The following is a 22592-nucleotide window of genomic DNA, read 5'->3' on the forward strand; positions in this document are numbered from 1 at the left end:
TGCACTGGCCGGCTCGACTTCGCGAGGGCCGCCCACCACCCGCCCTGGGCCCCGTAGTTCGCCCCTTGTCATCAGGGTCCGGGGCGGCCGCGTCGCCGGATCTCGATCCGGCACCAGCGATCCGGCACCCCGAGAAGGTCCAGGGTGCCGCCCCGGACTCAGACACTCATGGGCCGGCGAGTTCTCTAAAATTCTTGCTTGTGGATCGCCGACAAAACCTTCCGGTGCAGTGGCGAGAGTTGATAGTACGACGCGACATCAAGGCATTCTCCATCGGGTGTCCATTTGACACCCAAGAGGTTCACACGCTCGCCCGTGTAGGCATACGGGGCATTCTTTGCGAACTTCTGGATTCCTGGCTCGACGTGAACGGGAAGTGTCGACGAGTCCAAGCCGCGGGCCGGCGGCGGGGCAAAGCAGAACCGCACGATCTTCGAAGAATCCCAGCTGAGGGTTACATTGACCCTGAACGCGCCTCGAGCGAACTCCAGCATCTGTTCGTCCGGATCCGGCAGGCCGGTTTCACGAAGCATCGACAGGATGTTCTGCGGTCCGCGGCATTCGTCCGAGAGCCGGGTGAAGTACAGATTGATGGTGTTGCGCCGGTAATCGAACGCAATCATCGCCACATCATTCAGTCCATGACGGGCGAAGAAACCGAGATTGCCGGCCACAGCAGGCGGCATGGACGGGATCCCGGCAAGCTTTGACACCGCCTGCAGGTCATGAGGGAAGTGCGCATAGATCTTCTTGAAGCCGCCGGCGACTCCACAGTCGATCATGAACTCGTTGACCGGGCATCGCTGCTGGACTTCCGAGAGCAGGGCCCCTACGGGATGGTCGGTCTCCGCGACAAAGCCCTTCGACAGAGCGAGGGCGTACGGATCGCCGACCTCTGCGGGCACGTTGATGGTGTAGTCGAGCTCCCCTGCGTTGCGCTCGCCGGTCTGCACGGTGAGCGCCACCCCGGCTTCCGCCAGTGCTTCCCCGTCAGGGAAGAACGCGGTCAGGATCGGCAAGACCTTGTCCCGTGAGCAGGCGGCCCCCACCAGCCGGGCTGATTCCTCGATGGCCGAGTACACATCTTCGACCACAGTGACTCCAGACATGCGTCCTCCAGTATCGATTCCAACGCTCTGCTGCCGAACTCGGCTGGGCACACGGCCTTCGCACTCGCCTTTGTGACCTGACGTGAGATCAGCCATTCGCGCCCTTCTCGGACAGCAGCTCAGCGGCCTTGGCCGCGGTTCCGGCGGGGCCTGTCAGGGGTGAGGCTGCGTCGCTGGTCGGGCCGGGGGCGCTCATTCCACTGCCACACGACGGTTCCGGGGCAGGCCAGGCGTGCGGAAAGAGTGACACGGTGGCCATCTCGCGCCAGAGCAGCGGAAAGTACGGCCCTTCACGCGCGAGAAAACGCCGAGCCCACCTCCAGCGGCAGTCCGCCCGCCTCCTGTTGGGCGGCATACACCGCCAGGAAGGCACAAAGCCCTCCTGCCCCGCCGCCTCCCGGCCCGGGCGCGGTGAGCGGGACCCTGCCCGAGTCCGGCCGAAAGCCTGCCGTGCGCGCGCAGCGCGGCGGGCGCCGGCTCACCGAGCGGGCGCCGGCCGTGGCCCGGGCCGGCGCCCGCCATGGCGCGGGCCACGGTCCAGGCCCGGGAGGCGAGTTCGGCCCTCCGTCCGTGCGTCGTGGGCGTCGTCGGCATGACAGCACTCCCCGGTTCGTCCGTGCGGTTGCTTCCGGCGCGCACCGCGCCGCGGCCAGGGCGAGAGCCGGTGGCGGTCCTTTTCGACGTCCTGGGGAACTACCGCGGCTGAGGGACCATGAGAAGCCGGCGGGGATGAAGCGTGGTCTCCGCCGCTTTACGGATCCGGCTGCCGGCCTTGACGGTCAGCTGCCATTCCTGCACCACTGCGCCCAGGAGGATTTCGAGTTCTTTCCAGGCGAACGATTCCCCGATGCACCCTTTCGCACCCGTCCCGAAAGGGATATACGAGGCTTCGCCCGCGGCCGGCCGAATCGAGAGCCACCGGTCCGGATCGAACCGGTGCGGGTCCGGGTAACGGACGGGATTTCTGTGCAGCAGATACGAACTGAACAGCACGTGGGTGCCCTCGGGGAATGAACGGTCACCCAGCACGACAGTCGAAAGGGCCCGCCGGCACGTGATCCACACCGGCGGGTAGAGCCGCAGGACCTCCATCAGGAACCGGAGGGTATAACTGGCCGGCCCCTGCCCATGAGCCGGTGCGGCGCTTCCGCCTCCCGCCTGCGCCATGTCCTTGAGGACCTTCTCCTCGATCAGGGGTTCCTCGGACATCACATACAGAGCCCAGGACATCACGGATGCCGTGGTGACCGTGGCCGCGGTCAGCAGCATGACCGCCTCGGCGCAGACCTGCTCCGCGGTCAGAACGGGGGTGCCGTCCTTTTCGGAGTCCGACACAAGTGCCGACAGATAGTCCGTCCTGGAGCCCGGCGAGCGCAACGGGCCGGCCAGGCAGGAGGCGAGCAGTGCGCGGAAGTCCTCCCGTGCCCGCCGCAGCCGCTCGGACGACCTCTGCCGCTGTGATCGCGCGGCCGCTTTTCCATGGAGCGGCTTTCTGATCATTTCCCAGGACAGCACGGCAAGACGCTCACCGAGAACCGCCGACATGTCCGGTGGCAGGCCGTGGAGAAGAGTGCTCAGGGCGATTTCGGCGGAAACCCGGCACATCTCGGCCTGGATGTCCACGGCCTGCCCGGGACGCCACGAGGTCACCGCGGCACGGGCGATCTCACGCATGACCGGGGCGTAGTCGGCGACCACCGCGGTACGCAGGTGCGGATGGGCCAGTCGCCGGTAGTGCCGGTGGACGGACTCGTCCTCCGCGAGGAGCCCCGCCCTGCTGAGGTTCCTGGCCTTCTGGAAGAGTTCGCCCTTTCCGTAGTTCTTGCTGTCCTTGACCAGTATGCGGTGGACAAGGGCCGGATCCGTGACGAACTCCGCGCGGGCGCCGTCCACCGTCACCGTGCGGATCGAGTGGCCCCGCAGGAGATTCTCCAGCCGGCTGAACTGAAAGATTGCCGATTCCATGTGACTGCCCGGGCTACGCGGCATCTGCGGCAAGGTCGGCCGACGGCATCAGATCCAGTCGGCTGCGCGGCTGGAATCGATAGTACGACTGGAGCTTGTAGTACTCCTCACCGGACTTCGTCATGGCCGCATAGACCATCTTGGGGTCGTCGGCACCGTACGGGAAGCTCTTCGCGAATTGTTCGATCTTCGGGCCGAGCCGAGCGGGCAGCGACAGCGGATCCTGGGTCTTCACGCTGAAAGCAATCCGCTCGATCTTCGAAGTGTCCCAGTTCAGCGTGGCATAGAACCCGAATGCCTTCTCGCAGAACGTGAGCATCTGTTCGCTCGGATCCGGGATTCCTATGTCACGGTGCATCGACAGGAGGGCCTGCGGTTCGCGGAGTTCGCCCGGGAACTCGGTGAAGTACAGATTGACTGTCCCGCTGTGGTAGTCGATCCCTATCACGTCGACCCTGTCGTCCAGGCCGCGGTCGGCGAAGAAACTGGCATTTTCGGCCAGGCTGCGGGGCATCGACGGAATGCCGCAGAGCTTCGGAAGGCTCTGATACCCGCTCTCCGGGAAGTACACCCAGATTTTCCTGAATCCACCCACGACCCCGAAATCAACGCCATAGAGGTCGACGGGGCATCGCTGCTCGATGTCCGAGACCAGCAGCTCCACGGGGTGCCCGGTCTCGGTGATGAGGCCGCCCGACCGGGCGCGAGCATACGGATCGACGTGCGCGGGAACCGTGAAACGGCAGTCGAACTCTCCTTCATGGCGCTTGTTGGTCGCCACCCGGAAAGCAATCAGAGCCTGCGGGAGTACGTCCTCGTACGCGGTCAGGACGGGCCAGATCTTGTCACGCGAGCACGTCACGTCGAGGAGTCCGGCCGATTCTTCGACGTCCGCATAGAGATCTGCCAGTTGAGCGGTTCCCGACATTCTTCCTCCAAGCGTCGATCTCGGCGTCTGGTGCAGGCTCATTTGTTCCGGTAGGCGCCGCGCACGGCCATGTCTGTCAGTTCGTTCCGCCACGCCGGGGCGACGGGCGCGTCGGCGATGGCCTCGCAGCCCCGCTCGACGAGGCCGGCGATGTGCTTCTCGACGTTCTCGGGAACACCGGTGTCCAGCAGGCGGCGGCGCACCTCGTCGGGGGTGTGTCCCGCTTGCGTGATCAGGCAGCGGATGCGCTCGTCCCGCTGCATGGCCCACCCCAGCAGCAGCGTCATCTTGTGCCGGCTGAAGTCGAGGCCGGCGGGCTTGCCGGTCTGCGCGGCGTCTCCGAAGGCGTCCAGCAGGTCGTCACGGAGCTGGAATGCTTCGCCCACCGCCTCGCCGTACGCGGTGAAGGCGGCAGCGAGATCGGGCCGGCCCGCCGCGCTCGCCCCCATGACCAGCGGCCGGTGAATGGTGTAACGGCCGGTCTTGATCAGGGCGATCAGCCGGGAGAGCCGGGGATCGACCGAGAACTCGGCGGCTGCGGCGATGTCCAGGTACTGGCCGATGGTCACGTCGGAGCGCAGTCGGTGCCACTCCGCGAGCAGTGCCGGCGGCGCCTGGGACACCAGCTCGTCCGAGTAGACGAGCGCGAGGTCGCCGACGAGGATGGCCACGCCCTCGCCGAACCGGCGTGACTCGCCCTGCCAGCCCCGGGTTTGGTGCCGCGTGGAGAAGACCGTGTGCACGGTCGGTTTTCCGCGCCGCCGGCCGGAGTCGTCCAGGACGTCGTCGTGGATGAGGGCGGAGACGTGCAGCATCTCCAGGCCGGCGGCCGCCGCCACGATTCCGGGGTCGCCCGGATCACCGCCGGCGGCGAGATGGCCGGTGATGCAGAAGGCGGGTCTGATCCGCTTGCCGCCCGCGGCGACCAGATCGGACAGCGCGTCGACCGCGACGACCGCCCGTTCGTCCACCTCGGCGTAGCGGGCGCGCTCGGCCGAGAGAAACGAGCTCAGCCGCTGCTCCACCCGCTGCAGCAGGTCATCAGTGAGGCTGCGCACGCAGGCAGCCGGCTCCTGACCGGTGCCGGGCCGGGAGGTCACCTCGGTCACTGAGTATCTCCTTGGGCAGGAGGAATGAGCACGTGAGGCGGGGTGCGGGGTGCGGCGCATGAGTGACGGCGGCCGGGCAGGACGGGCCGGCCGGGCAGGCCCCGGGCTCTGCAACCCGGCCTGGAGCACGTCGGCTTCAGTGGCGTGAGGGACAACCGGCAGCGAGCCGGCAGTGGCGGACCGGCCGGCCGGCTCCGCCGTGTCCGCGCCGCCGCCGCGACCGGCGTGGCCGGTGCACGGGCCGCGCGGGTGCGCACCCGCGCGGGTGCGGTTCCGCGCCCTTTTCACACCGTCGTCCCACCGGGCCCTCCCCCATGTCAGCAGCGGCCGGGCCGGATGGCCGGCCTTGGAACCGATCAGCGGCACACCGGCGCTCTCCAGGGCCGGCCCGGCAGCAGAATCCGGTGGCGTCCTTGGTGATCGCCTACGCCGCCTTGAACAGGCAGTCGGCCGGATCACGGGTCACGCCCGCTGCTCCCGCTGCTCATCGAGCCGGCGGGCCAGTGCGAGCCGCTGCACCTTCAAGGTGGCGGTCCGGGGCAGTTCGGCCTGCGGGATCTGGACGGGGTCGGCCAGCTGGGGGAAATCGGCGACGGCCGCGCGCCAGCGGCCCCGGTCCAGCGGCTTGTCGTCGACGGTGCAGATCACCGGGACCGCCTCGGCGTTCGGGCCCTGCACCACGACCAGCTCGCTCAGTTCGCTCAGCTTGCCCAGCACGACGTCCTCGATCTCCAGGGAGCTGCGCACCCCGGGGATCATGTCGACCTCGCGGTCGAGCATGTGCAGGCAGCCGAACCGGGTGCGGTAGCCGACGTCCCCGGTGCGCCACCACTGGCCGTTGCGGTTGGTGTCGTAGCGGTCCTGCTCGGCGAAGTAGGTCTTGGCGATGCCGTCCCAGGCGACCTCGATGAAGCCGGGGTTGTGCTCGGACGGCGTCGTGCCGTCCCGGCTCACCACGCGGATCTTCGCGGCGCCGTGCGGCATGGCCCAGCCGACGCAGCGCCCGTTGGCCTTGTGGGCGGAGTGGCGGAAGTAGGCGCGGCCGACGGCCGGACCGACCTCGCTTTGCCCGTAGATCTGGAAGAACAGGGCCCCGCGCCGGTCGGACGCCTTCAGCAGCCGGCTCATCGTCGCGGGGTGGATCGCGTCGAAGGTGCTGCTGAAGACCTTCACCGACCCGAACGGCGCTCGCGGGTCCTCGGTCAGCCCCTCCCACTCCATCAGCGAGTTGGGCAGCGCCTCGATGAAGGCCGGCCGGTGCTCGATGAGCTGCTCGGCGACGTCGGCGGGATCCGACTCCCGCATGAGCAGGACCGGGTACTGCTTGAGCAGGGCCAGGGACATCGCCGCGACCATCCGCGAGTGCACGAAGGGCACGTGGATCGCGACGGTCTCTTTCTTCCGCATCAGGGACAGCAGCCGCCACTGCGGTACGAGGCGGATGCCCTGCGTGCGGGGCGTGTGCACCACGAGTTTGGGAATCCCGGTGGTGCCGGAGGTGTGGGTGATCACGGCGGCCTCGTCGATCGGCCGGACCACCGGCCTGACCCGCGGCGCCCCGGCGAACTCGGCGAGCGGCAGTGCCCCCGGCCGGTGGCCGCTGGAGGAGATCACCCGCTGGGTGATCTCCGCCAGCGGCACCTCGGCGAGGAGGTCGAGCTTGGCCGCGTCGGTGAGCAGGGTCGGCCGGCCGACCCGCTCCAGCAGGACGGCGACGGTCGCGGCGTCCAGGGCCGGCGACAGGTTCACCACGACCGCGCCGATGCGGGACACCGCGGCGGCGAGCATCCAGTGGTCGGCATTGGCGGTCTTGTAGAGCACGACGCGCTCGTCGGGCCGGACACCGGCCGCCCACAGGCGGCCCGCCAGGTCGTCCACGTGCTCGGCGTACTGAGCCACCGTCAGGCGCCGTCCCACCTCGGGCAGGACGTCCAGATCGTGGTCCAGGCTGATCGGCGTCGACGGGTTCACGGCCGCGGCCATCTCCGGCAGCAGGCCGATGTGCAGACCGCGCTTCTGTATCGATTTGTAGGCTGTGGAGCCCTTCATGGGGACTGTCTCCTTCGGGGGCACGTCACGAGGTCAACGGCGCACTGTGCTCGATGCACGGCAAGGGAGGGCAAGGCTTTGTGGTGGCCGCAGCCCGGCCCGCGGGGGGGTACGGACGGCTCGTCAGCAACTGCCCGGCCGGGCTGCGGGCGGGCCGGGGCCGGTCCGGCGGATCATTGCGCGGACGCGGCCCCGGCACGCCCCTTGAGCCGCAGGGGCCTAGGCGGCGCGGCCGACGGGCCGTGCGTGGGTGCGCACCGCGGTGCGCACGGCGTCCACGACCCGTTCGACCTGGTCCATGGTCAGCTCGGCGTGCATGGGTATGCCGAGATTGCGCTGGAAGAGATCCGCCGAGACCGGGCACACCTGCTTGGCCCCGAACGCGGGCTGGAGGTGGCTGGCCCAGGTGCCGTGCAGGCAGCCGATTCCCTGAGCACGCAGGTCGGTGGCGACCGCCGCGCGGTCCACGCCCGGATCCAGCGTCACCAGGTAGGACTGCCAGGCGTGGGTACGGTCCGCCGGCACGTGCGGCACCGTCAGGAGTTCCTCCCCGGCGAAGAGTTCGGCGTAGCGCGCGGCGACGGCGCGCCGGCGCTGCAGCAGTTCCTCGATCCGGCCGAGCTGTACCTGCAGGATCGCCGCGGCGATGTCGGACAGCTTGAAGTTGTAGCCGATCTCGGTGAACTGAGGGATCGGCAGGCCGATGACCTGCGCCTGGTCGTAGATGCTGCCGATGCCGAAGGACGAGCGCTGGCGCGCGTCCGCCCCGATGGCCGGGTCGGTGGCGATCAGTGCGCCGCCCTCCCCGCTGGTGGCTCCCTTGCGTCCGTGGAAGGACAGACAGGCCACCTCGGCCAGCGCGCCCGCCTCCCGCCCCTGGTAGGTGGCGCCCACCGCACAGGCGGCGTCCTCGACGAGGAACAGTCCGTGGCGGTCGGCGATCGCCTGCAGCTGCGTGTAGTCCGCGGGCAGTCCGACCGTGTCGACGGCGATGATGCCCACGGTGCGCGCACAGACCAGATCCGCGACCGCCTCGGGGTCAACGGTGCCGGTGTCGGCGCGTACGTCGGCGAAGACCGGCGTGGCGCCCACGTACCGCACCGCATGGGCGGGTGCCGGGAACGTGTAGTCGGCGACGATCACTTCGTCGCCCGGCTTGACGCCGAACGCGAGCATCGCCAGGTGCAGGGCGGCGCCGCAGTTGCTGACCGCGACCGCGTCCCCGGCACCGTAACGTTCCTTCAACCGCGCCTCGAGGGCCTTGCCCTTCGGGCCCTGGCCGGCCGGCCAGCCGGAGGCGAACACCTCGGCGACGGCGGCCAGTTCCTGCTCCCCCAGGCTGGCGTGCACCAGGGAAATCTTGTCCATGTCGCTCATCTCCGTTGCGCTTGGCGCTCCGTTGCCGACGGGGAATCGAGAAGAAGGGGCGGGTCGAAGCGCAGCGGCGTGATCTGACTGACGTCATAGCGCCGGCGCATCTCCTCGATGGCCTCTGCGTCCGGCGGCCCGCCGGCCGACCAGATCTCCGCGATCTCGTCGAAGTAGAGCTCGTGAATGGGTGAGGGGAAGCACTGGAACAGCATGCGCGCCGGCTGGTCCGAGGCGTTCCTGAACGCGTGCGGAGTTCCCGGAGGAACGAACATGCTGGCACCCTCGGTGGCCCGGACGACCCGGTCCCCTTCGGGCGACTCCCACTCGTGCCAGTTCTCCTCCGTGCGCTTGATCGGCTCGAAGGCCAGGAGCTGCAGCTCTCCCTGAAGGACGTAGAAGAACTCCTGCGCATCGCTGTGGACATGTGCCCCGACATCGAACCCGGGCGGCACGACCACCTCGAAGATCGATATGGAGGAGCCGTGCGCCTCAGTGGCCTTGAAGGTCACTTCCTGCGCCTTGGTGATCAGCTTTCGCCCCTGACCGGGCGGGAGAATAAGACCAGTCATACAGGGCTCAGTCCAATTCGCCCGGTGCGTCGACGCTCCAGCGGCCCAGCGCCATCTCGGCGGTGATACCGGGACCGAAACCCGCGATCAGACCGGTGGCGTCGGGGCCCGGGGTGTCCTCTTCGAACAGCCTGCGTGCCGCGTCGAATACGACCGCGCTGGCGATGTTGCCGTATTCGGTCAGGGTCGACCAGCTGTGACGGAACACCTTGCGGTCGACCTCGAGGAACTTGGCGAGGTCGTCCAGGATCCGCGGACCGCCGGCGTGGACGATGTAGAAGTCGAGGTTGCCGGCGTCCCAGCTGTGGTCCTTGGCGAACTCCCGCAGCACCGGGGCCAGCGGCTCCATCGTCCCGGGCACCCGGCGGTCCAGCTGGAAGTGGAAGCCGGTGTCGCGCACCGAGTAGGAGATCCAGTCCTCGGTGTTGGGAATGAGGTAGGAGGCGTTGCGCTCCAGCTCGATGCCGACGCCGCCATTGCCGCGCACCACCGCGGCCGCGACCGCGTCGCCGAACAGCCCGTCGGACAGCAGCGAACCGATGTCGTCGGCGTCGGGCTGATAGCACAGCGAGCACAGCTCGCACGAGACGATCAGGACGTTGCTTCCCGGGTGGGCCACGCAGAAGTCGTGGGCGCGGTTGACCGCCGCGCCGCCTGCCGCGCACCCCAGCTGGGCGATGGGTATCTGCCGGGTGTCGGAGCGGAATCCCATCCTGTTGATCAGCCATGCGGTCAGCGACGGCATCAGGAACCCGGTGCACGACACATAGATGATGGCGTCGATGTCACGAGCCGCCACATCGGCGTTCTGAAGGGCCTGTTCGATGACCGGGGGGCACCACTTCTTGGACTCGGCCTCGTAGATGCGGTTGCGTTCCGTCAGCCCCGGGTGGCGCAGTGTCTGCTCAATGGGCTGCACGATATGCCGCTTCAGCACCCCGGTGTTCCGGATCAGCCGGAGCGCCAGAGGAAGCTGCGGCTTTCCTGCATGAGCTTGCTGGGCGAACTCCAGAGTCTCTTCCATCGTGATGACGTGTTCCGGCGCGCTCACCGCGGGCTTGCATAGCCTTGGCATATCTGGGGTCTCATTTCTCGAGAGTCTGCCTTCTGTGCGTGAAGAATCCGCGCACAGCTTCCGAAGCGGTTCCCGTCAGGTCGTTACGGCAAAGGCGGGGTGCGGGCGGCCGCGAGCAGGCCGCACCGCACAGAACTTGCCGGCCGCCGCGATCACTTGGACAACAGGCGCGGCACAGGGCATGCCGGATCAGCGCCGGCGGCGCTTGCGCACGCAGGCAAGCCGGACAGCGCAAAGCGCCACGGCGCGTGGGGATTTGATGCGAGAGGGAACCTGTGCCGCCACCTGGCACACACGCGGTCTCACCAGTACAGAACGGTGGCTACGATGCTCAATCCACTGCCCCAGAACAGTTTTTGGGCAGGGAGGGCGTGCTGGAATAGTGACACGGGCGCACTCTCCGCGCCAAGACCGCCCCAAAGTGACGTGGGTCACGCCGAGTTGGGTTCAAGTGGCGCACAAGTCGATTTCCCCTGCGCCACCGGTGCCCTGCCGATTCTGTAGCGCCCTGTTGAGAGCATCGGCCCTATCCATGCAACGACTGGACGCGGAGGGCGCATGTCCCAGCAAGCCGAGGAAGCCACCGCCGGAGGCAGGCGATTTCCCGGGGTGCCATCCCCGGCGAAGGGAGGCGATACGGCCGACGGGGACCGGTCTCTGCGCCGGACCGGTCTCCTCGTCACGTTCATCCTCGGTGCCCTCGCCGCCGTGCCGCCGATGTCGATGGACATGTACCTCCCGGCCCTCCCGGAGGTCACCCGCACGCTGGGCTCGACCGCCACGACCGTCCAGCTGACCCTCACCGCGTGCCTCACCGGCATGGCGCTCGGGCAGCTCGTGGTCGGCCCGATGAGCGACCGGTGGGGACGGCGCAGGCCTTTGCTGGCCGGGCTGCTCGTCTATATCGTCGCCGCCACGATGTGCGCCTTCGCGCCCACCGCCGAGGTGCTCATCGGCTTCAGGCTGCTGCAGGGGCTGGCGGGCGCGGCCGGGATCGTCATCGCCCGGGCCGTCGTACGCGACCTCTACGACGGCCTGGCCATGGCCCGGTTCTTCTCCACGCTGCTGCTGATATCCAGCATCGCTCCGATCGTCGCGCCCATCATCGGCGGACAGGTACTGCACGTCACCAACTGGCGCGGCATCTTCCTCGTCCTCGCCGTGATCGGCATCGCGCTCACCCTGCTCGTCTGGCGCCGGCTGCCGGAGACCCTCCCCCGGAGAGGCGGCACAGCGGTGGGGTGCGCGCGGCCCTGTGGATCATGCAGGGGCTGTGCGCCGACCGGATCTTCACCGGGTACCTGCTGACGAACGGCTTCGCCTACGGAGCGCTGTTCTCCTACATCGCCGCCTCGCCGTTCGTGATCCAGGACATCTACGGGGCGTCCCCGCAGACCTTCTCACTGCTCTTCGGCCTCAATTCGTTCGGTCTGATGATCGTCGGCCAGATCAACGGCAAGATCCTCGTCGGCCGAGTCCGCCTGGACAAGACTCTCGGGTTCGGACTGGCGGTGCTCGCCCTCGCCGGGGGGGCGCTGCTGCTGGTGACGCAGGGCGCCTTCGGCGAAGCGGGTACGGTTGCGATCGCCGCCTGCCTCTTCGTCATGATCTCCTCGCTGGGCCTGATCCTGCCCAACACCAACGCGCTCGCGCTGATGCGCACCCCGCACGCCGCGGGTTCCGCCTCCGCTCTGGTCGGCACGTCGTGCTTCTTCATGGGAGCGATCGCCTCGTCGCTCGTCGGGATCGCGGGGAAGCAGACGGCGGTGCCGATGGCCGCGGTCCAGCTGGGCAGCGCGGTGGCCGCGATCGTCTGCTTCCTGGGCGTGTGCCGTCCCTGGCAGAACCCGATGGCGCAGAAGGCGGAGCACTGAGCGCGCCACGGCCGCGCCCCCGGTCCACCGGACGCTCCCGGCTCGAGAACCCGGGGCAACCGCCGCTGCGGGTGTGCGACGTACACCGCCTGCCGGAGCACGGGTGCGCCGGCCGCCCGGTTCCTGTGTGACCCGATCCTTGCGGCTCGCCCGGTCCACGGCGGGCATCGGAGGGATCGCCGAGGTGGCAGCCGTGTGCAGTCGGGGCTCTCGTGCCAGCACGGTGCCGGGTCGACCGGCCGGAAGAGGCCCTCACCCTCACCCACCGGGCGACTGCCCGTCGCGGTGGCGGGCCACGGGCCGTTGACCGGGCCCCGCGTCGCCGCAACTGACCGCACGGGCGCGGATGCTGCCCCACTCTCGGCTTCGCTCGAGCGGGCGGTGCCCCCATCGGTCCGCGTGATCAACGAATCCGCAGGACCGGCACGCGAACCAGGCCTGCGAGACCCGGTTCGTTCCTGCCGATGCGCCCGCACCCGGCGCAGGGGCGCCGGCAGCAGCGTAGGGCACCACCAGCTTCACACCCGCGACGCTGCCCGGGCCCTGCGGGCCCGCGCATTGGAGCGGAAGCTTCCCCGGTTCCGCGATCCATCTGCCGGGCGCTGCGCACCGGACGCCGCTGCGGTGCTGCGCGCCGCTCCCCTCCGGATGTGATTCCTGCCTGGTGTGAACGCCCGGGGTTCCTCGCAAGAATCACGCTGAAGCAGTTCGAAGGGGCCGTGGCCTGGCCCCGCTCCCCGGCGCCCGGCACGCGCCCTCGTGCCTCTGCCGTGCCGCACGCGGTGCGTCAAGTGCCGGATGAGCCCGCCGTGTTGCGTTCCGGGGGCAGGATCAGGGTGGGTTCGAGGACGACGCGGGTGTGGGGCTCGTCGTCGGCCGGTGTCAGCGCGGGCCGGACGCCGCGCTGCTGGCGCCACCCGGCCTGGGCGGCCACCACGGCGACGTAGGGGATGACGACCCCGGCGACGAGGGCGCAGACGGCGACGGCGGGCCAGCGGTTCCAGGTGAGGGCCATCAGGACCACGCAGGCGGTGCGCACCAGCATGGCCACGATGTAGCGGCGCTGGCGGACGCGCAGATCCTGGGTCAGGCCGGTGCGTGCCCGGGTGATGGACTCGGCCGGGGGTCCGTTGCGGTGCCATGGGGTTCGGCTCATCGGGTCTCCGTGGATCCTCCGGCGTGAGCGCCGGAAAGCCGGAAAGGGAGTCGGGCCCCCGGCCGAGCCGGACGGGAATCCCGCGCCGTGCGTAAGAGCAACCGGCGGCGAAACGACGCGGCGCGGGTGACCGTCCCCTGATCACCCGCGCCGCCGTATCCGGCCCGGTCCCCTGGCGTCGTACTGCCGGGTCAGTGCGGTTCCTGGTCCGGCTCCCGCTCCTCGACGGCGGCCCGCCTGCCGGTGTCCAGGTGCCCGCCTGCCGACGGGCCGTGTCCGTTGGACAAGGCGTGTCCGTTGGACGAGGCGTGTCCGTCCGGCGAGTGAGCGAGGTGTTCCAGGGCGTGCTGCATCTCCTGCGGTGTCGGCTGCGGGATCTGGTTGCCGTACAACCAGCGGCTGAGCCGGTGGCGCAGCATCTCCTTGCGGGTCTGCGGGTTGGCCACGCCGTCGTGCTCCGGTGCGGGGGCCGGCGCCACCTCGCGCACCTCCTTGGACAGCAGGGTGTAGGCCTGCGGGCGGTCGAGGGGCGCGTGGACCTCGACGAACTCGCCGTGCGGCAGCCTGATGATCTTTCCGGTCTCGCGGCCGTGCAGGAGCTTGTCGCGGTCGCGCCGTTGCAGGCCGAGGCAGATCCGCCGAGTGAGGACGTACGTCAGTGCCGGGACGACGAACACTCCGATCCGTACCGACCAGGTGATCGCGTTCAGGGACAGATGGAAGCGTTCGGCCAGGACGTCGTTGGCACCGCCGAAGAACAGCACCAGGTAGAAGGCCACGAAGGCGCAGCCGAACGCGGTGCGTGTGGGGTGGTCGCGGGGGCGGTCCAGGAGGTGGTGTTCGCGTCTGTCGCCGGTGACCCACGCTTCCAGAAACGGCCAGAAGGCGATCACCGCCATCATGACGGTGGGCAGGATGACGGCCGGCAGCAGGACGCCCATGCTGACGGTGTAGCCGCCCGGGATGACGAACTCCCAGGCGGGCATGGCCCGCAGGGCGCCCTCGAGGAAGCCCATGTACCAGTCGGGCTGGGAGCCCTGGGAGATCTGGTCGGCGCGGTAGGGGCCGTATTTCCACACGGGGTTGATCTGCGCGATGCCGGCCATCAGCGCGAGCACGCCGAACACGAGGAAGAAGAACCCGCCGGCCTTGCCCGCGTACACCGGCATCAGGGGCTGGCCGACGACGTTCTTCTCGGTGCGGCCGGGTCCCCGGAACTGGGTGTGCTTGTGGTAGAAGACGTAGATCAGGTGGACGGTGACCAGGGCAACGACGATGCCCGGGATCAGCAGGATGTGGAAGCTGTAGAACCGGGGAATGATGTCGTGTCCCGGATATTCGCCGCCGAACAGGAACAGCGTCAGATAGGTCCCGACCACCGGGATGGCGAGCGTGACGCCTTCGGCGATGCGCAGACCGGTGCCGGAGAGCAGGTCGTCGGGGAGTGAGTACCCGACGAAACCCTCCAGGGTGACCAGCACGAGCAGCGAGAAGCCGATCAGCCAGTTGACCTCGCGCGGCTTGCGGAACGATCCGGTGAGGAAGTGCCGCAGCGTGTGGATGCACAGCGCACCGATCATGACCAGCGCCGACCAGTGGTGCAACTGGCGGATGAACAGGCCGCCGCGCACGTCGAAGCTGATGCGCAGGGTGGAGGCGTAGGCCTGGGACATCGGGATGCCGTGCAGCGGTTCGTGTGATCCGTGGTAGACGGTCTCGGTCATGCTCGGGTCGAAGAACATGGTGAGCCAGGTACCGGTGAGGATCAGGACGACGAAGCTGTAGAGCGCTATCTCCCCGAACATGAACGACCAGTGGTCGGGAAAGACCTTGCGGATCAGGAACCGGAAGTTGTAGATCCCGAGCCGCGAGTCCGTCCAGTCGGCGATGCGCTCGCCTGCCGGCGGTGTGGTGCGCCCCGTGTGCGGCGCCCTTTCGGTCGTGCTCATACCCGCGCGCCCTCCCCCCGCCGCTCGGCCGTCACAGGCACACCCCGTCCGGCCGGAACGGTCGGTGGTGGGGGCGGCCTGCGCGGCGTCAGCGGGCCCGTGCCCTGGAGCGGGTGAAACGCTATCCACGGGTGACCGGGCCGAACAACCGCGCTCAAGTCATACTCAAGTGGCAACTCAAGTGCTTCTTGAGCGGGTTGTGGGACGTGCGGGTTCCCGCCGGCCCTGTGGGCGTGCAACGGGCCCGGATTTGCCGCCTGCTGGGTGGTCGGCGATCGCCGGCGGCCGCTCAAGTGAGCTTGTCTGCCGGGTAGTTGCTTCACTTCTGCTGCCATGCGCCGAGCGTATGGCGGTGCCTTTGCGGCCCGCGACGGCGTCGACGCGCCAGACGGCTCAAAAGCGGCGTACGCGCGGCGTGCTCGCGGTCGCTGCCGGCCGCCGCCCGGTGCCGGGGGCGGGCGTGGCCGGGGTGGCGGGACGGCGTGGGCGTGCTTCGGGGCCGTGGGTGACGCTGGGCGGCGTCGCGGGCGGCGTCGCGCGCCCGGGGCGCAGCGCCGCCCGCAGCGCCCGCGGCCGCAGGGCGGCGGGCGGGGCGAGGGTCTGGTGCAGGTGGAGCAGCAGGGCCGCCGCGTCCTGGTCGGTGGTCGCGGCGGCGGCGAGCCGGGACGCGTAGCGCCTGCCGAGCCGGGCGCGCAGCCCGGCTCGCGGGTCCTGGCCGGTGCCCGCCGGGCGCAGGGTGCGGGTGCTCGACTGCCAGGCGGGGGCCAGGCGGTGGGCCAGGGCCCGGCGCAGGCGGTGGCTGATGCCGACCGCGGTGCCGTGCGCGGCGAGCAGGTGGTCGAGGACGAGAGCGCCCTGCACAGCGAGGGTCATGCCGTGGCCGTGGGCCGGGTCGAGGGTGGCGAGGGCGTCGCCGACCACAAGGAACTGGTCGGGCCAGCGGCGCAGCTTCTCGTAGTGGCGCCAGCGCTGCTCGGTGCGGCAGCCGTAGACAGGGCCGAGCGGGGTGGCCGTCTCGATGAGGTCGCGCAGCAGCGGGTGGCGCAGGGCGCCGGCGGCGCGCACCAGTGCCGCGTGGTCGGCGGGCGGCGGTGTGCCGTCGCCGGTGCTCAGCGACACCGACCAGCGGCCGCCTTCGACGGGGTGGAGCATGCCCTGGCGCGGATCGCCGGGCGCGGCCATGAGCAGCAGGCTCGTGAAGTCGGCGACATGGCCGACGGGCGGCGCGAACAGGGTGGTGGCGTACGCGGTCCTGGCGCCGGCCACGGATTCGGCGGGCGGGTCGTAGCCGAGCTCGGCGAGCCAGTGCGGGGCGCGGGAGCCCCGTCCGGAGGCGTCCACCACGAACTCGGCCGGCAGCAGGCGCCGGGGCGTCCAGCCGCCGGGTGCCGTGCGGTCCCGGCCGCGTGCCCAGACGCCGGTGACGGTGTCCTGGCGGCCGGGCTGCAGGGCGACGACCTCGTGCTGCGGCAGGAAGGCCACCTTGGGGTCGGCGCGCAGCCTCTCCCGTATCGCCGCGTCGATGAGGTCGCGGCCGGCGCTGTACATCGACAGGCCCGCATCGAAGCGGGGCAGCCAGCCGGCCGGGCCGAGCAGCAGCATGTCCTTCGGGATGCGGACGTGGACGGCTCCGGCGCGGGTGAGGTCCCGGCGGATGCCGGGGAACAGTTCCTCCAGGCCCTGGTGGGCGGCGGTCATGAGGCCGTGGGTGTGCCGTGCCTGAGGTACGCCGCGGCGTCGGCCGGGTCCGCGGGGCAGCCAGTCGCGCTCGATCACGGTGACCCGGTCCATGAAGTTGGCCAGGGCCCGCGCCGCGGTGAGCCCGGCGAGGCTCGAGCCGATCACCACGGCGTGGCCGTGGCCGCCGCCCCCGTCGACCACACGTGCGTCCAGATTCAACTCGGCCGCCTCCCCTGTGTGTTGTGGTTGCATCATGCGGCGCGTGGCCGCCCGCGCGGCCGGCTTCGGCGCTGCCTCGAGCGGCCTTCGAGGCAGCCGCGAGGAGGACTCGAGCGCGGGGGCCGGGCGGGCGGGCGGCCGGCAGCGGCCGGACCAGCGCGGACGGGCCCGCGGATGCCCGGTGCGTGCCGCGGGTCCGGCACGCACCGGGCCGGCCGGTGCCGACGACGCCGGCCGCCATGGCACCGGCCGCCGTGGCACCGGCCGCCGTGGCACCGGCCGCCGCGGTCGGCGCGCCACGGCCCGCGCCTGGGCGCACGAGCCCGCAGGTGCCCGCCCGTGGAGAGCGAGACGACGCGCACCGCGGCGGCGGCCGGTTCCCACGGCGCCGAACGTCCTGCGCGCCGGCCGCCGCGGTCAGGACGCCGCAGGGCCAGCCCTGCCCGGTGCACCCAGCGCCCCGTCCACCAGCGCGCCGGCCGCACCCGTATAACCAGCCGGATCAAGCAAGCCGCCGCGGTCAGGACCCCGCAGGGCCAGCCCTGCCCGGTGCACCCAGCGCCCGGTCCACCAGCGCGCCGGCCGCACCCGTGTAACCGGCCGGGTCGAGCAGGGCGGCCGCCTCCTCGCGGCTCAGCACCCCGGCCAGCTGCGGGAGGCCGGCCAGGACGTCGGCCAGCGGCAGGCCGGTGCGGGAGGCGAGCACCGAGGCCTGGGTGAGCAGTTCCTTGGCGGCCGTCTTGCCCAGGCGCGGCGCCAGGACGGCCGAGATGCGCTCGGAGACGAGCTGCCCGCCGGTCGCCGCAAGGTTGGCGCGCATCCGCTGCGGGTGGACGGTGAGCCCCCGGGCGAGTTCGACGGCCGTGTGCGCGGCGCCGCCGGTCAGCCGCAGGGCCTCGCGCAGCGGCTGCCACTCCGCGTGCCACATCCCGGCCGAGCGCTCGTCCTCGGTGGGCAGACACTGCATCAGTACGGTGGCCAGGGCGGGTACTTGCAGGCCGGCTGAGCGGATCAGGGTCGCGAGCACGGGGTTGCGCTTGTGCGGCATCGCCGACGAGGCCCCCCGTCCGGCGACCTGGGGCTCGGCCACTTCACCGACCTCGGTACGGGTGAGCACCAGCACATCGGCGGCGATCTTGCCCAGGGCCCCGGCCGTGTGCGCGAGTGCGGCCCCCAGGTCGGCGACGGGGGTGCGCAGGGCGTGCCAGGGCAGGACGGGGGCGGCCAGGCCCGTCTCGTCGGCGAAGGCGGCGCCCAGGTCGTCGAGCACGGCCGCGGGGTCCGCGCCCGGTCCTGCGTACTGCAGATAGCCGGCCAGGGTTCCGGCCGCGCCGCCGAGCGCCACCGGAAGCCCGCCGTGGGCGATGCGTTCGAGGCGCTCGACGGCGTCCAGGACCAGCCGGTGCCACCCGGCCGCCTTGAGGCCGAAGGTGGTGGGCACGGCGTGCAGGGCCAGGGTGCGGCCCGCCATCACGGTGTCCCGGTGCGCGGCCGCGAGGCCGGCCAGCGCGGCGGCCACGGTCCGCAGATCCGCGACGATCAGACGCAGCGCACGCGCGGCCACCAGCATCGCGCCGGTGTCGAAGACGTCCTGGCTGGTCGAGCCGCGGTGCACATACTCGGCGGCCTGCGGGGACCGCTCGGCGACCACCGCGGTCAGCGCCTTGACCAGGCCCACGACCGGGTTCGCGGTCTCCCGCGCGGCCAGCGCCAGTTCGCGTACGTCCAGCAGCTCGGCGCGGGCGGCGGCCGTGATGACCCGGGCCGCGTGGGCGGGCACCGTGCCGCAGCGGGCCTGGGCGCGGGCCAGGGCCGCCTCCGCGTCGAGCATCGCCTGCAGCCAGGCGCTGTCGCCCACGGCCGCCTCGACGGGGGTGCCCGCCCTCACCGGTGAGAGCAGCCCGGCGTCCAGGTGGGCGGACAGGGTTGTGGCCTGCCCGGATGCGTGCACCACGCTCATGCGCCTGCCTTCGCGCTCGGGGCCGGGACCGCGGCAAAAGCTGTGCGGTCCCTCGGAAACGTGTCCAGCTGCCCGCACAGAGCAGGCAGTTCGTCCACGGCGAGGACCGCCGCGGCGATGGCGTCGGAGTCCTCGAGGGTGACCGAGCCGACGCCGGGCCGGATGCCCGCGGCGGTCACCCAGTGCACGGACTCGGTGGGCACCCCGTAGGCGAAGCGCCGCGGATGCGGTACGCCCCGGGCGTCGATCAGGTGGTAGGGCCGCTCGGACACGGCGAGGCCACCGGTCTCGTAGTCCGTGCCGCCCGCGGCGCCGGGAATGCGGTACGGACGGCACTGCCCGGTGCGCAGCAGCTCGCTCATCAGCGGGTCCGCGGTGCGCCGCAGGTCGATCTCGGGCAGGCGGGCCTCGATGAGGACCGTGGCCCGCACGGCCACGTCCGGTATCTCGCTCGACGTAGCGGTGAAGCAGGGGCCGAGCGGGTCGTGCGCGTCGGTGGTGACGCGCAGGCCGGGGCCGGTCACGTCGAGGATGCCGGCGTCCATGAGCGCGGCCATCTCCTCGATGCGGGAGGCCGGGGGGCCGATGGACAGATAGGCGTTGAGGGGTGTGTACCAGCCGTCGAGGTCGTCGCGGTGGGAGGCGGCGGTCAGGCCGGCGTGGTCGATGGCGAGCCGTAGCTCGTTGCGCAGGTCCCGCAGGACGTCGAGGGCGGCCTTGACCGGTCCGCTGACGTTGCCCTGGCGGGCCAGGCGGACATCGTCGTCGAGATGACCGCGCAGCCAGCTGCGGAAGGCGCCCTGGTCGCGAAAGACGCGGCTGCCGTAGGGGCGCGCGACCCGCTGCCAGTCCCAGCGGTCGGCGGCCTCGATCCCGGCCGCGTCCAGGAGCGCGTCCTCCTCCCGGCCCGGTTCGGCCTCCAGGTAGTCCTCGATGAAGTCCTCGATGAGGTCGGGCAGTTCGCCGCGTGCCGCGAGCAGGGCCGCGTAGTAGACACCGCACACCTCCTTGGAGATGAGCGGCCACAGGTCGGCGGCGAAGTCGATGGCTGCGCGGGCGGGGGTCCGGGCGCGCAGGCCCGCGATGTAGTCGGCGGTCAGCAGCCGCGGGTAGTAGCGGCCGTGGGCGCCCTTCTCGTTCTCGCCGCGCGCCTGGTAGGGCACACCGCGCCGCGAACCCGCGTACAGGCGCGGTTCGCGGCCCGAGGGCCGGTAGACCAGCCGGCCGCCCCTGCGGGTGAAGACGCCGCCCCGGCCGTGGGTGAACAGGGCCAGGTAGTCGAAGAAGTTGAGCCCCAGTCCGCGCAGCAGCACAGGTTCGCCGGGCCGGATGCCCGACAGGTCCGCGTCGGCCGGGTTGGACGGGGCCAGGTAGGTCAGCCCGCTCGCTTCGGCGTACTGGGCCAGCTCCCGCTCGGTGGCCGAGGGCTGGACCGGCACGTGTCCTTGGGCGAGGACGACCGCGGACAGGCCGGCCAGCCGGGTGCCGTCCTCGAGTACGACGGTCTGCGGCCCCGCCTGCCCGGCCCCGGCGCCGGCGGCGTCGTCCTCGAGGGCGACGGCGCGCACCGGGTGCGTGCGCACCGTCACGTGCGCGGCGGCGTTCGCGACGACCTGCTGGAACGCCCACGTCAGATAGCAGCCGTAGAGGGCGCGGGTGGGGTAGGTGTCAGGGCCCAGACGGCGCGCCTCGGCCAGGACGCCGTCGTCGTAGCCGGCCTGCGGGGCGGCCTCGAGGGTGTTCGAGACCAGGGCCTTGGCCCACTCGTACAGGCTCGGCCCCTCGTCCAGCGGGCCGTCGATGCGGACGCTGGCGTCGGTGTAGACCGTGACCTGGCAGGACACGGTGTTCATCAGCAGGTGCCGGGACTGCGTAGGGCGCCACACCCGTCCCGAACCCGGCGGATCCGGGTCGACGACATGCACGGTGACGGTGTCCCAGCGGGGCGACTTGCGTTCCTGCGCGCAGAGCCGTTCCAGTACGGAAAGGCCCCGCGGTCCCGCGCCGACGAGGCAGACCTCCAAGTGCGCCGATACCGGATCTTCCAGGGCATACTGAACGGCCGCCGTCACGGGCGGCCCTGAGGTGCGTCCGACGCTGACTGCGCGTTCGCCTCCATGCGTACCGTCCACAGTGCCTCCTTCCTCCGCCACGGTGGAGGCAGGCGCTCAACCAGGGCTCGGACCTGGATGGAACCCGGCTTGAGGAGGGCGGGCGGCGCACTCGGGCCGGCCGCGAAACCACCTCCGCCGGGCCGCGAACGGGGCTGTATCGGGACTCCAGCACGGGTCCGTACGTTCGTCGAAAAGCGTCACCGGACCTTCCTCGGGCCACCATCACGCCGACGCGATCGGGACCTGGAAAGGGACCTTGAGTTCCCCTGCTGCCGCGATCGACTGCGCATGCGGAACAGACACACGCCGGAATTGCCGACAGCCGTTCCGGCAGGGCGGAAAACGGAGGGCGAGCCGCCCCCTGAAGGAGATTCAATGGTTCACCCGTGCCTCAGAAAACACACCCATGAAAGCAGCGCCGCCACCGGGTACATCCTCTGCGCCCCGTGCATCAGCCAGACGGAACGCAATCTGCGCACCATTCCCGGGCTCCACCAGGAGTGCCTGCACCAGGTTTCGCCGACATCCCGGCGGATCAACCCCACGAAAGTGTCGGGCAGCCGCAGGCGGGATCACTTGAACATCTCGGTGCTCGACGCCCGGTACAACATCCTCGCCACGCTCGAGTCCTGGTCGGAAATGGTCGCCGAAAAGCTCTCGGCCGCCGCACCGGAGCGTTCCGTGCCGCAGCTGGCCCGGTTTCTGGCACGGCACCTTCAGTGGCTGGCGTCCCAGCCTCCCGCGGCCGACTTCGCAGACGAGATCGAGGGCCTCGTCGCTGAATTGCGCAGTGCGATGGACCCCGACCCCGGCGATCTCGGCACACTGATCCGGAAGTGTGTGATGGACAACTGCGGCGGGACGATAAGCGCCTTCCCGAAGAGCGGCGGGACTGCGCGGAGCAGAAGCATAGAGTGCTCCGCCGGGCATTCATGGGAAATGCACGAATGGCTGAATCTGAGGCGGCTCATGGAGCAGCAGCGAAAGGGTGTCGACGCATGATGAAACCGCCGCGCCACCGGCTCGTTCCCACGAATGTGGCCGCGCTCGCCGTGGGGGTGTCCGAAGCGACCATCCGGAAGTGGGTGAGCCGCGGGAAGATCACTCGCTACGGCGCACCGAACTGCCCCTCGGAGTTCGACATCGACGAGCTCACGGAGATCGCCATGCGGCGCCGCCCCTGCCCGCCGCGCCGCCCGGTGACGGCTCAGCACTAAAACACCCCCGGCCCTGACGCCACCGGGCCGGGCAGCCGCGCATTCCTGCCGCCAGAATTCAGCAACCGCCAAAAGCGCACCCGCTTTCCGCGGTCTCGATCTCCACGAAAGAGGTCCGGGCATGGACCGGAGCCGGCACCGGCGAAAGCACCGCCGGGGCAGTGACTTCTTTTCGGCGATCCCCCACGAGGCGGCACCGGTCGACCCGGCAGGCCTTTCGGCCTGCCCGTTTCGGCGCGGCGAAACCC

Annotated in this window: 15 protein-coding genes and 1 pseudogene; 3 read left to right on the plus strand and 13 right to left on the minus strand. The window is 70.6% G+C overall.

Annotated elements, in window-relative coordinates:
• Positions 1 to 185 precede the first annotated feature (185 nt).
• The 8 genes from QQY66_RS49920 to QQY66_RS49955 form a co-directional block, all read right to left on the minus strand.
• Complete coding sequence (locus QQY66_RS49920) at positions 186 to 1109, minus strand: aromatic prenyltransferase (protein WP_301987983.1); 924 nt, start codon at positions 1107 to 1109, stop codon at positions 186 to 188.
• 693 nt (positions 1110 to 1802) lie between these two features.
• Positions 1803 to 3074, minus strand: coding sequence for a cytochrome P450 (locus QQY66_RS49925; RefSeq protein ID WP_301987984.1), 1272 nt, complete (start codon positions 3072 to 3074; stop codon positions 1803 to 1805).
• A 13-nt stretch (positions 3075 to 3087) separates the two neighbouring features.
• Positions 3088 to 4002 carry an aromatic prenyltransferase gene (locus QQY66_RS49930; RefSeq protein WP_301987985.1) on the minus strand — a complete coding sequence of 305 codons (915 nt, stop codon included), beginning with the start codon at positions 4000 to 4002 and terminating at the stop codon, positions 3088 to 3090.
• Between the two features lie 38 nt (positions 4003 to 4040).
• Entirely contained in the window at positions 4041 to 5111 is a 1071-nt protein-coding gene (locus tag QQY66_RS49935) for a polyprenyl synthetase family protein (protein WP_301987986.1), read from the minus strand.
• 462 nt (positions 5112 to 5573) lie between these two features.
• Positions 5574 to 7160 carry a class I adenylate-forming enzyme family protein gene (locus tag QQY66_RS49940; RefSeq protein WP_301987987.1) on the minus strand — a complete coding sequence of 529 codons (1587 nt, stop codon included), beginning with the start codon at positions 7158 to 7160 and terminating at the stop codon, positions 5574 to 5576.
• A 219-nt stretch (positions 7161 to 7379) separates the two neighbouring features.
• The gene (locus QQY66_RS49945; protein WP_301987988.1) at positions 7380 to 8528 is read right to left on the minus strand and encodes a DegT/DnrJ/EryC1/StrS aminotransferase family protein; all 1149 of its coding nucleotides are present in this window, start codon (positions 8526 to 8528) and stop codon (positions 7380 to 7382) included.
• Between the two features lie 5 nt (positions 8529 to 8533).
• Entirely contained in the window at positions 8534 to 9100 is a 567-nt protein-coding gene (locus tag QQY66_RS49950) for a cupin domain-containing protein (protein WP_301987989.1), read from the minus strand.
• Between the two features lie 7 nt (positions 9101 to 9107).
• Positions 9108 to 10124 carry a type III polyketide synthase gene (locus QQY66_RS49955; RefSeq protein WP_301987990.1) on the minus strand — a complete coding sequence of 339 codons (1017 nt, stop codon included), beginning with the start codon at positions 10122 to 10124 and terminating at the stop codon, positions 9108 to 9110.
• A 768-nt stretch (positions 10125 to 10892) separates the two neighbouring features.
• Between QQY66_RS49955 and QQY66_RS49960 the strand changes: the two are divergent.
• Positions 10893 to 12049 (plus strand): annotated as a pseudogene (locus tag QQY66_RS49960) (multidrug effflux MFS transporter).
• A 787-nt stretch (positions 12050 to 12836) separates the two neighbouring features.
• On the opposite strand, the gene QQY66_RS49965 reads toward QQY66_RS49960, so the two are convergent.
• From QQY66_RS49965 to QQY66_RS49985, 5 genes are all read right to left on the minus strand, one after another.
• Positions 12837 to 13205: a DUF3099 domain-containing protein gene (locus tag QQY66_RS49965; RefSeq protein ID WP_301987991.1), complete on the minus strand. Its 369-nt coding sequence runs from the start codon at positions 13203 to 13205 to the stop codon at positions 12837 to 12839.
• Between the two features lie 191 nt (positions 13206 to 13396).
• The gene (locus QQY66_RS49970; protein ID WP_301987992.1) at positions 13397 to 15154 is read right to left on the minus strand and encodes a cytochrome bc complex cytochrome b subunit; all 1758 of its coding nucleotides are present in this window, start codon (positions 15152 to 15154) and stop codon (positions 13397 to 13399) included.
• Positions 15155 to 15547: 393 nt separating this feature from the next.
• Positions 15548 to 17053: an NAD(P)/FAD-dependent oxidoreductase gene (locus QQY66_RS49975; protein WP_301987993.1), complete on the minus strand. Its 1506-nt coding sequence runs from the start codon at positions 17051 to 17053 to the stop codon at positions 15548 to 15550.
• A 520-nt stretch (positions 17054 to 17573) separates the two neighbouring features.
• The gene (gene pcaB / locus QQY66_RS49980) at positions 17574 to 19013 is read right to left on the minus strand and encodes a 3-carboxy-cis,cis-muconate cycloisomerase (protein ID WP_301987994.1); all 1440 of its coding nucleotides are present in this window, start codon (positions 19011 to 19013) and stop codon (positions 17574 to 17576) included.
• Positions 19010 to 21085, minus strand: a complete 2076-nt coding sequence (locus tag QQY66_RS49985; protein WP_301987995.1) for an FAD/NAD(P)-binding domain-containing protein — start codon at positions 21083 to 21085, stop codon at positions 19010 to 19012. The genes pcaB and QQY66_RS49985 overlap by 4 nt, the downstream gene beginning before the upstream one ends.
• A 417-nt stretch (positions 21086 to 21502) precedes the next feature.
• Between QQY66_RS49985 and QQY66_RS49990 the strand changes: the two genes are divergently transcribed.
• Both QQY66_RS49990 and QQY66_RS49995 read left to right on the plus strand, forming a co-directional pair.
• The gene (locus tag QQY66_RS49990; RefSeq protein ID WP_301987996.1) at positions 21503 to 22129 is read left to right on the plus strand and encodes a hypothetical protein; all 627 of its coding nucleotides are present in this window, start codon (positions 21503 to 21505) and stop codon (positions 22127 to 22129) included.
• The gene (locus tag QQY66_RS49995) at positions 22126 to 22344 is read left to right on the plus strand and encodes a hypothetical protein (protein ID WP_301987997.1); all 219 of its coding nucleotides are present in this window, start codon (positions 22126 to 22128) and stop codon (positions 22342 to 22344) included. The genes QQY66_RS49990 and QQY66_RS49995 overlap by 4 nt, the downstream gene beginning before the upstream one ends.
• The last annotated feature ends 248 nt before the right edge of the window (positions 22345 to 22592 follow it).

The organism is Streptomyces sp. DG2A-72, assembly GCF_030499575.1.
Taxonomy (GTDB): domain Bacteria; phylum Actinomycetota; class Actinomycetes; order Streptomycetales; family Streptomycetaceae; genus Streptomyces.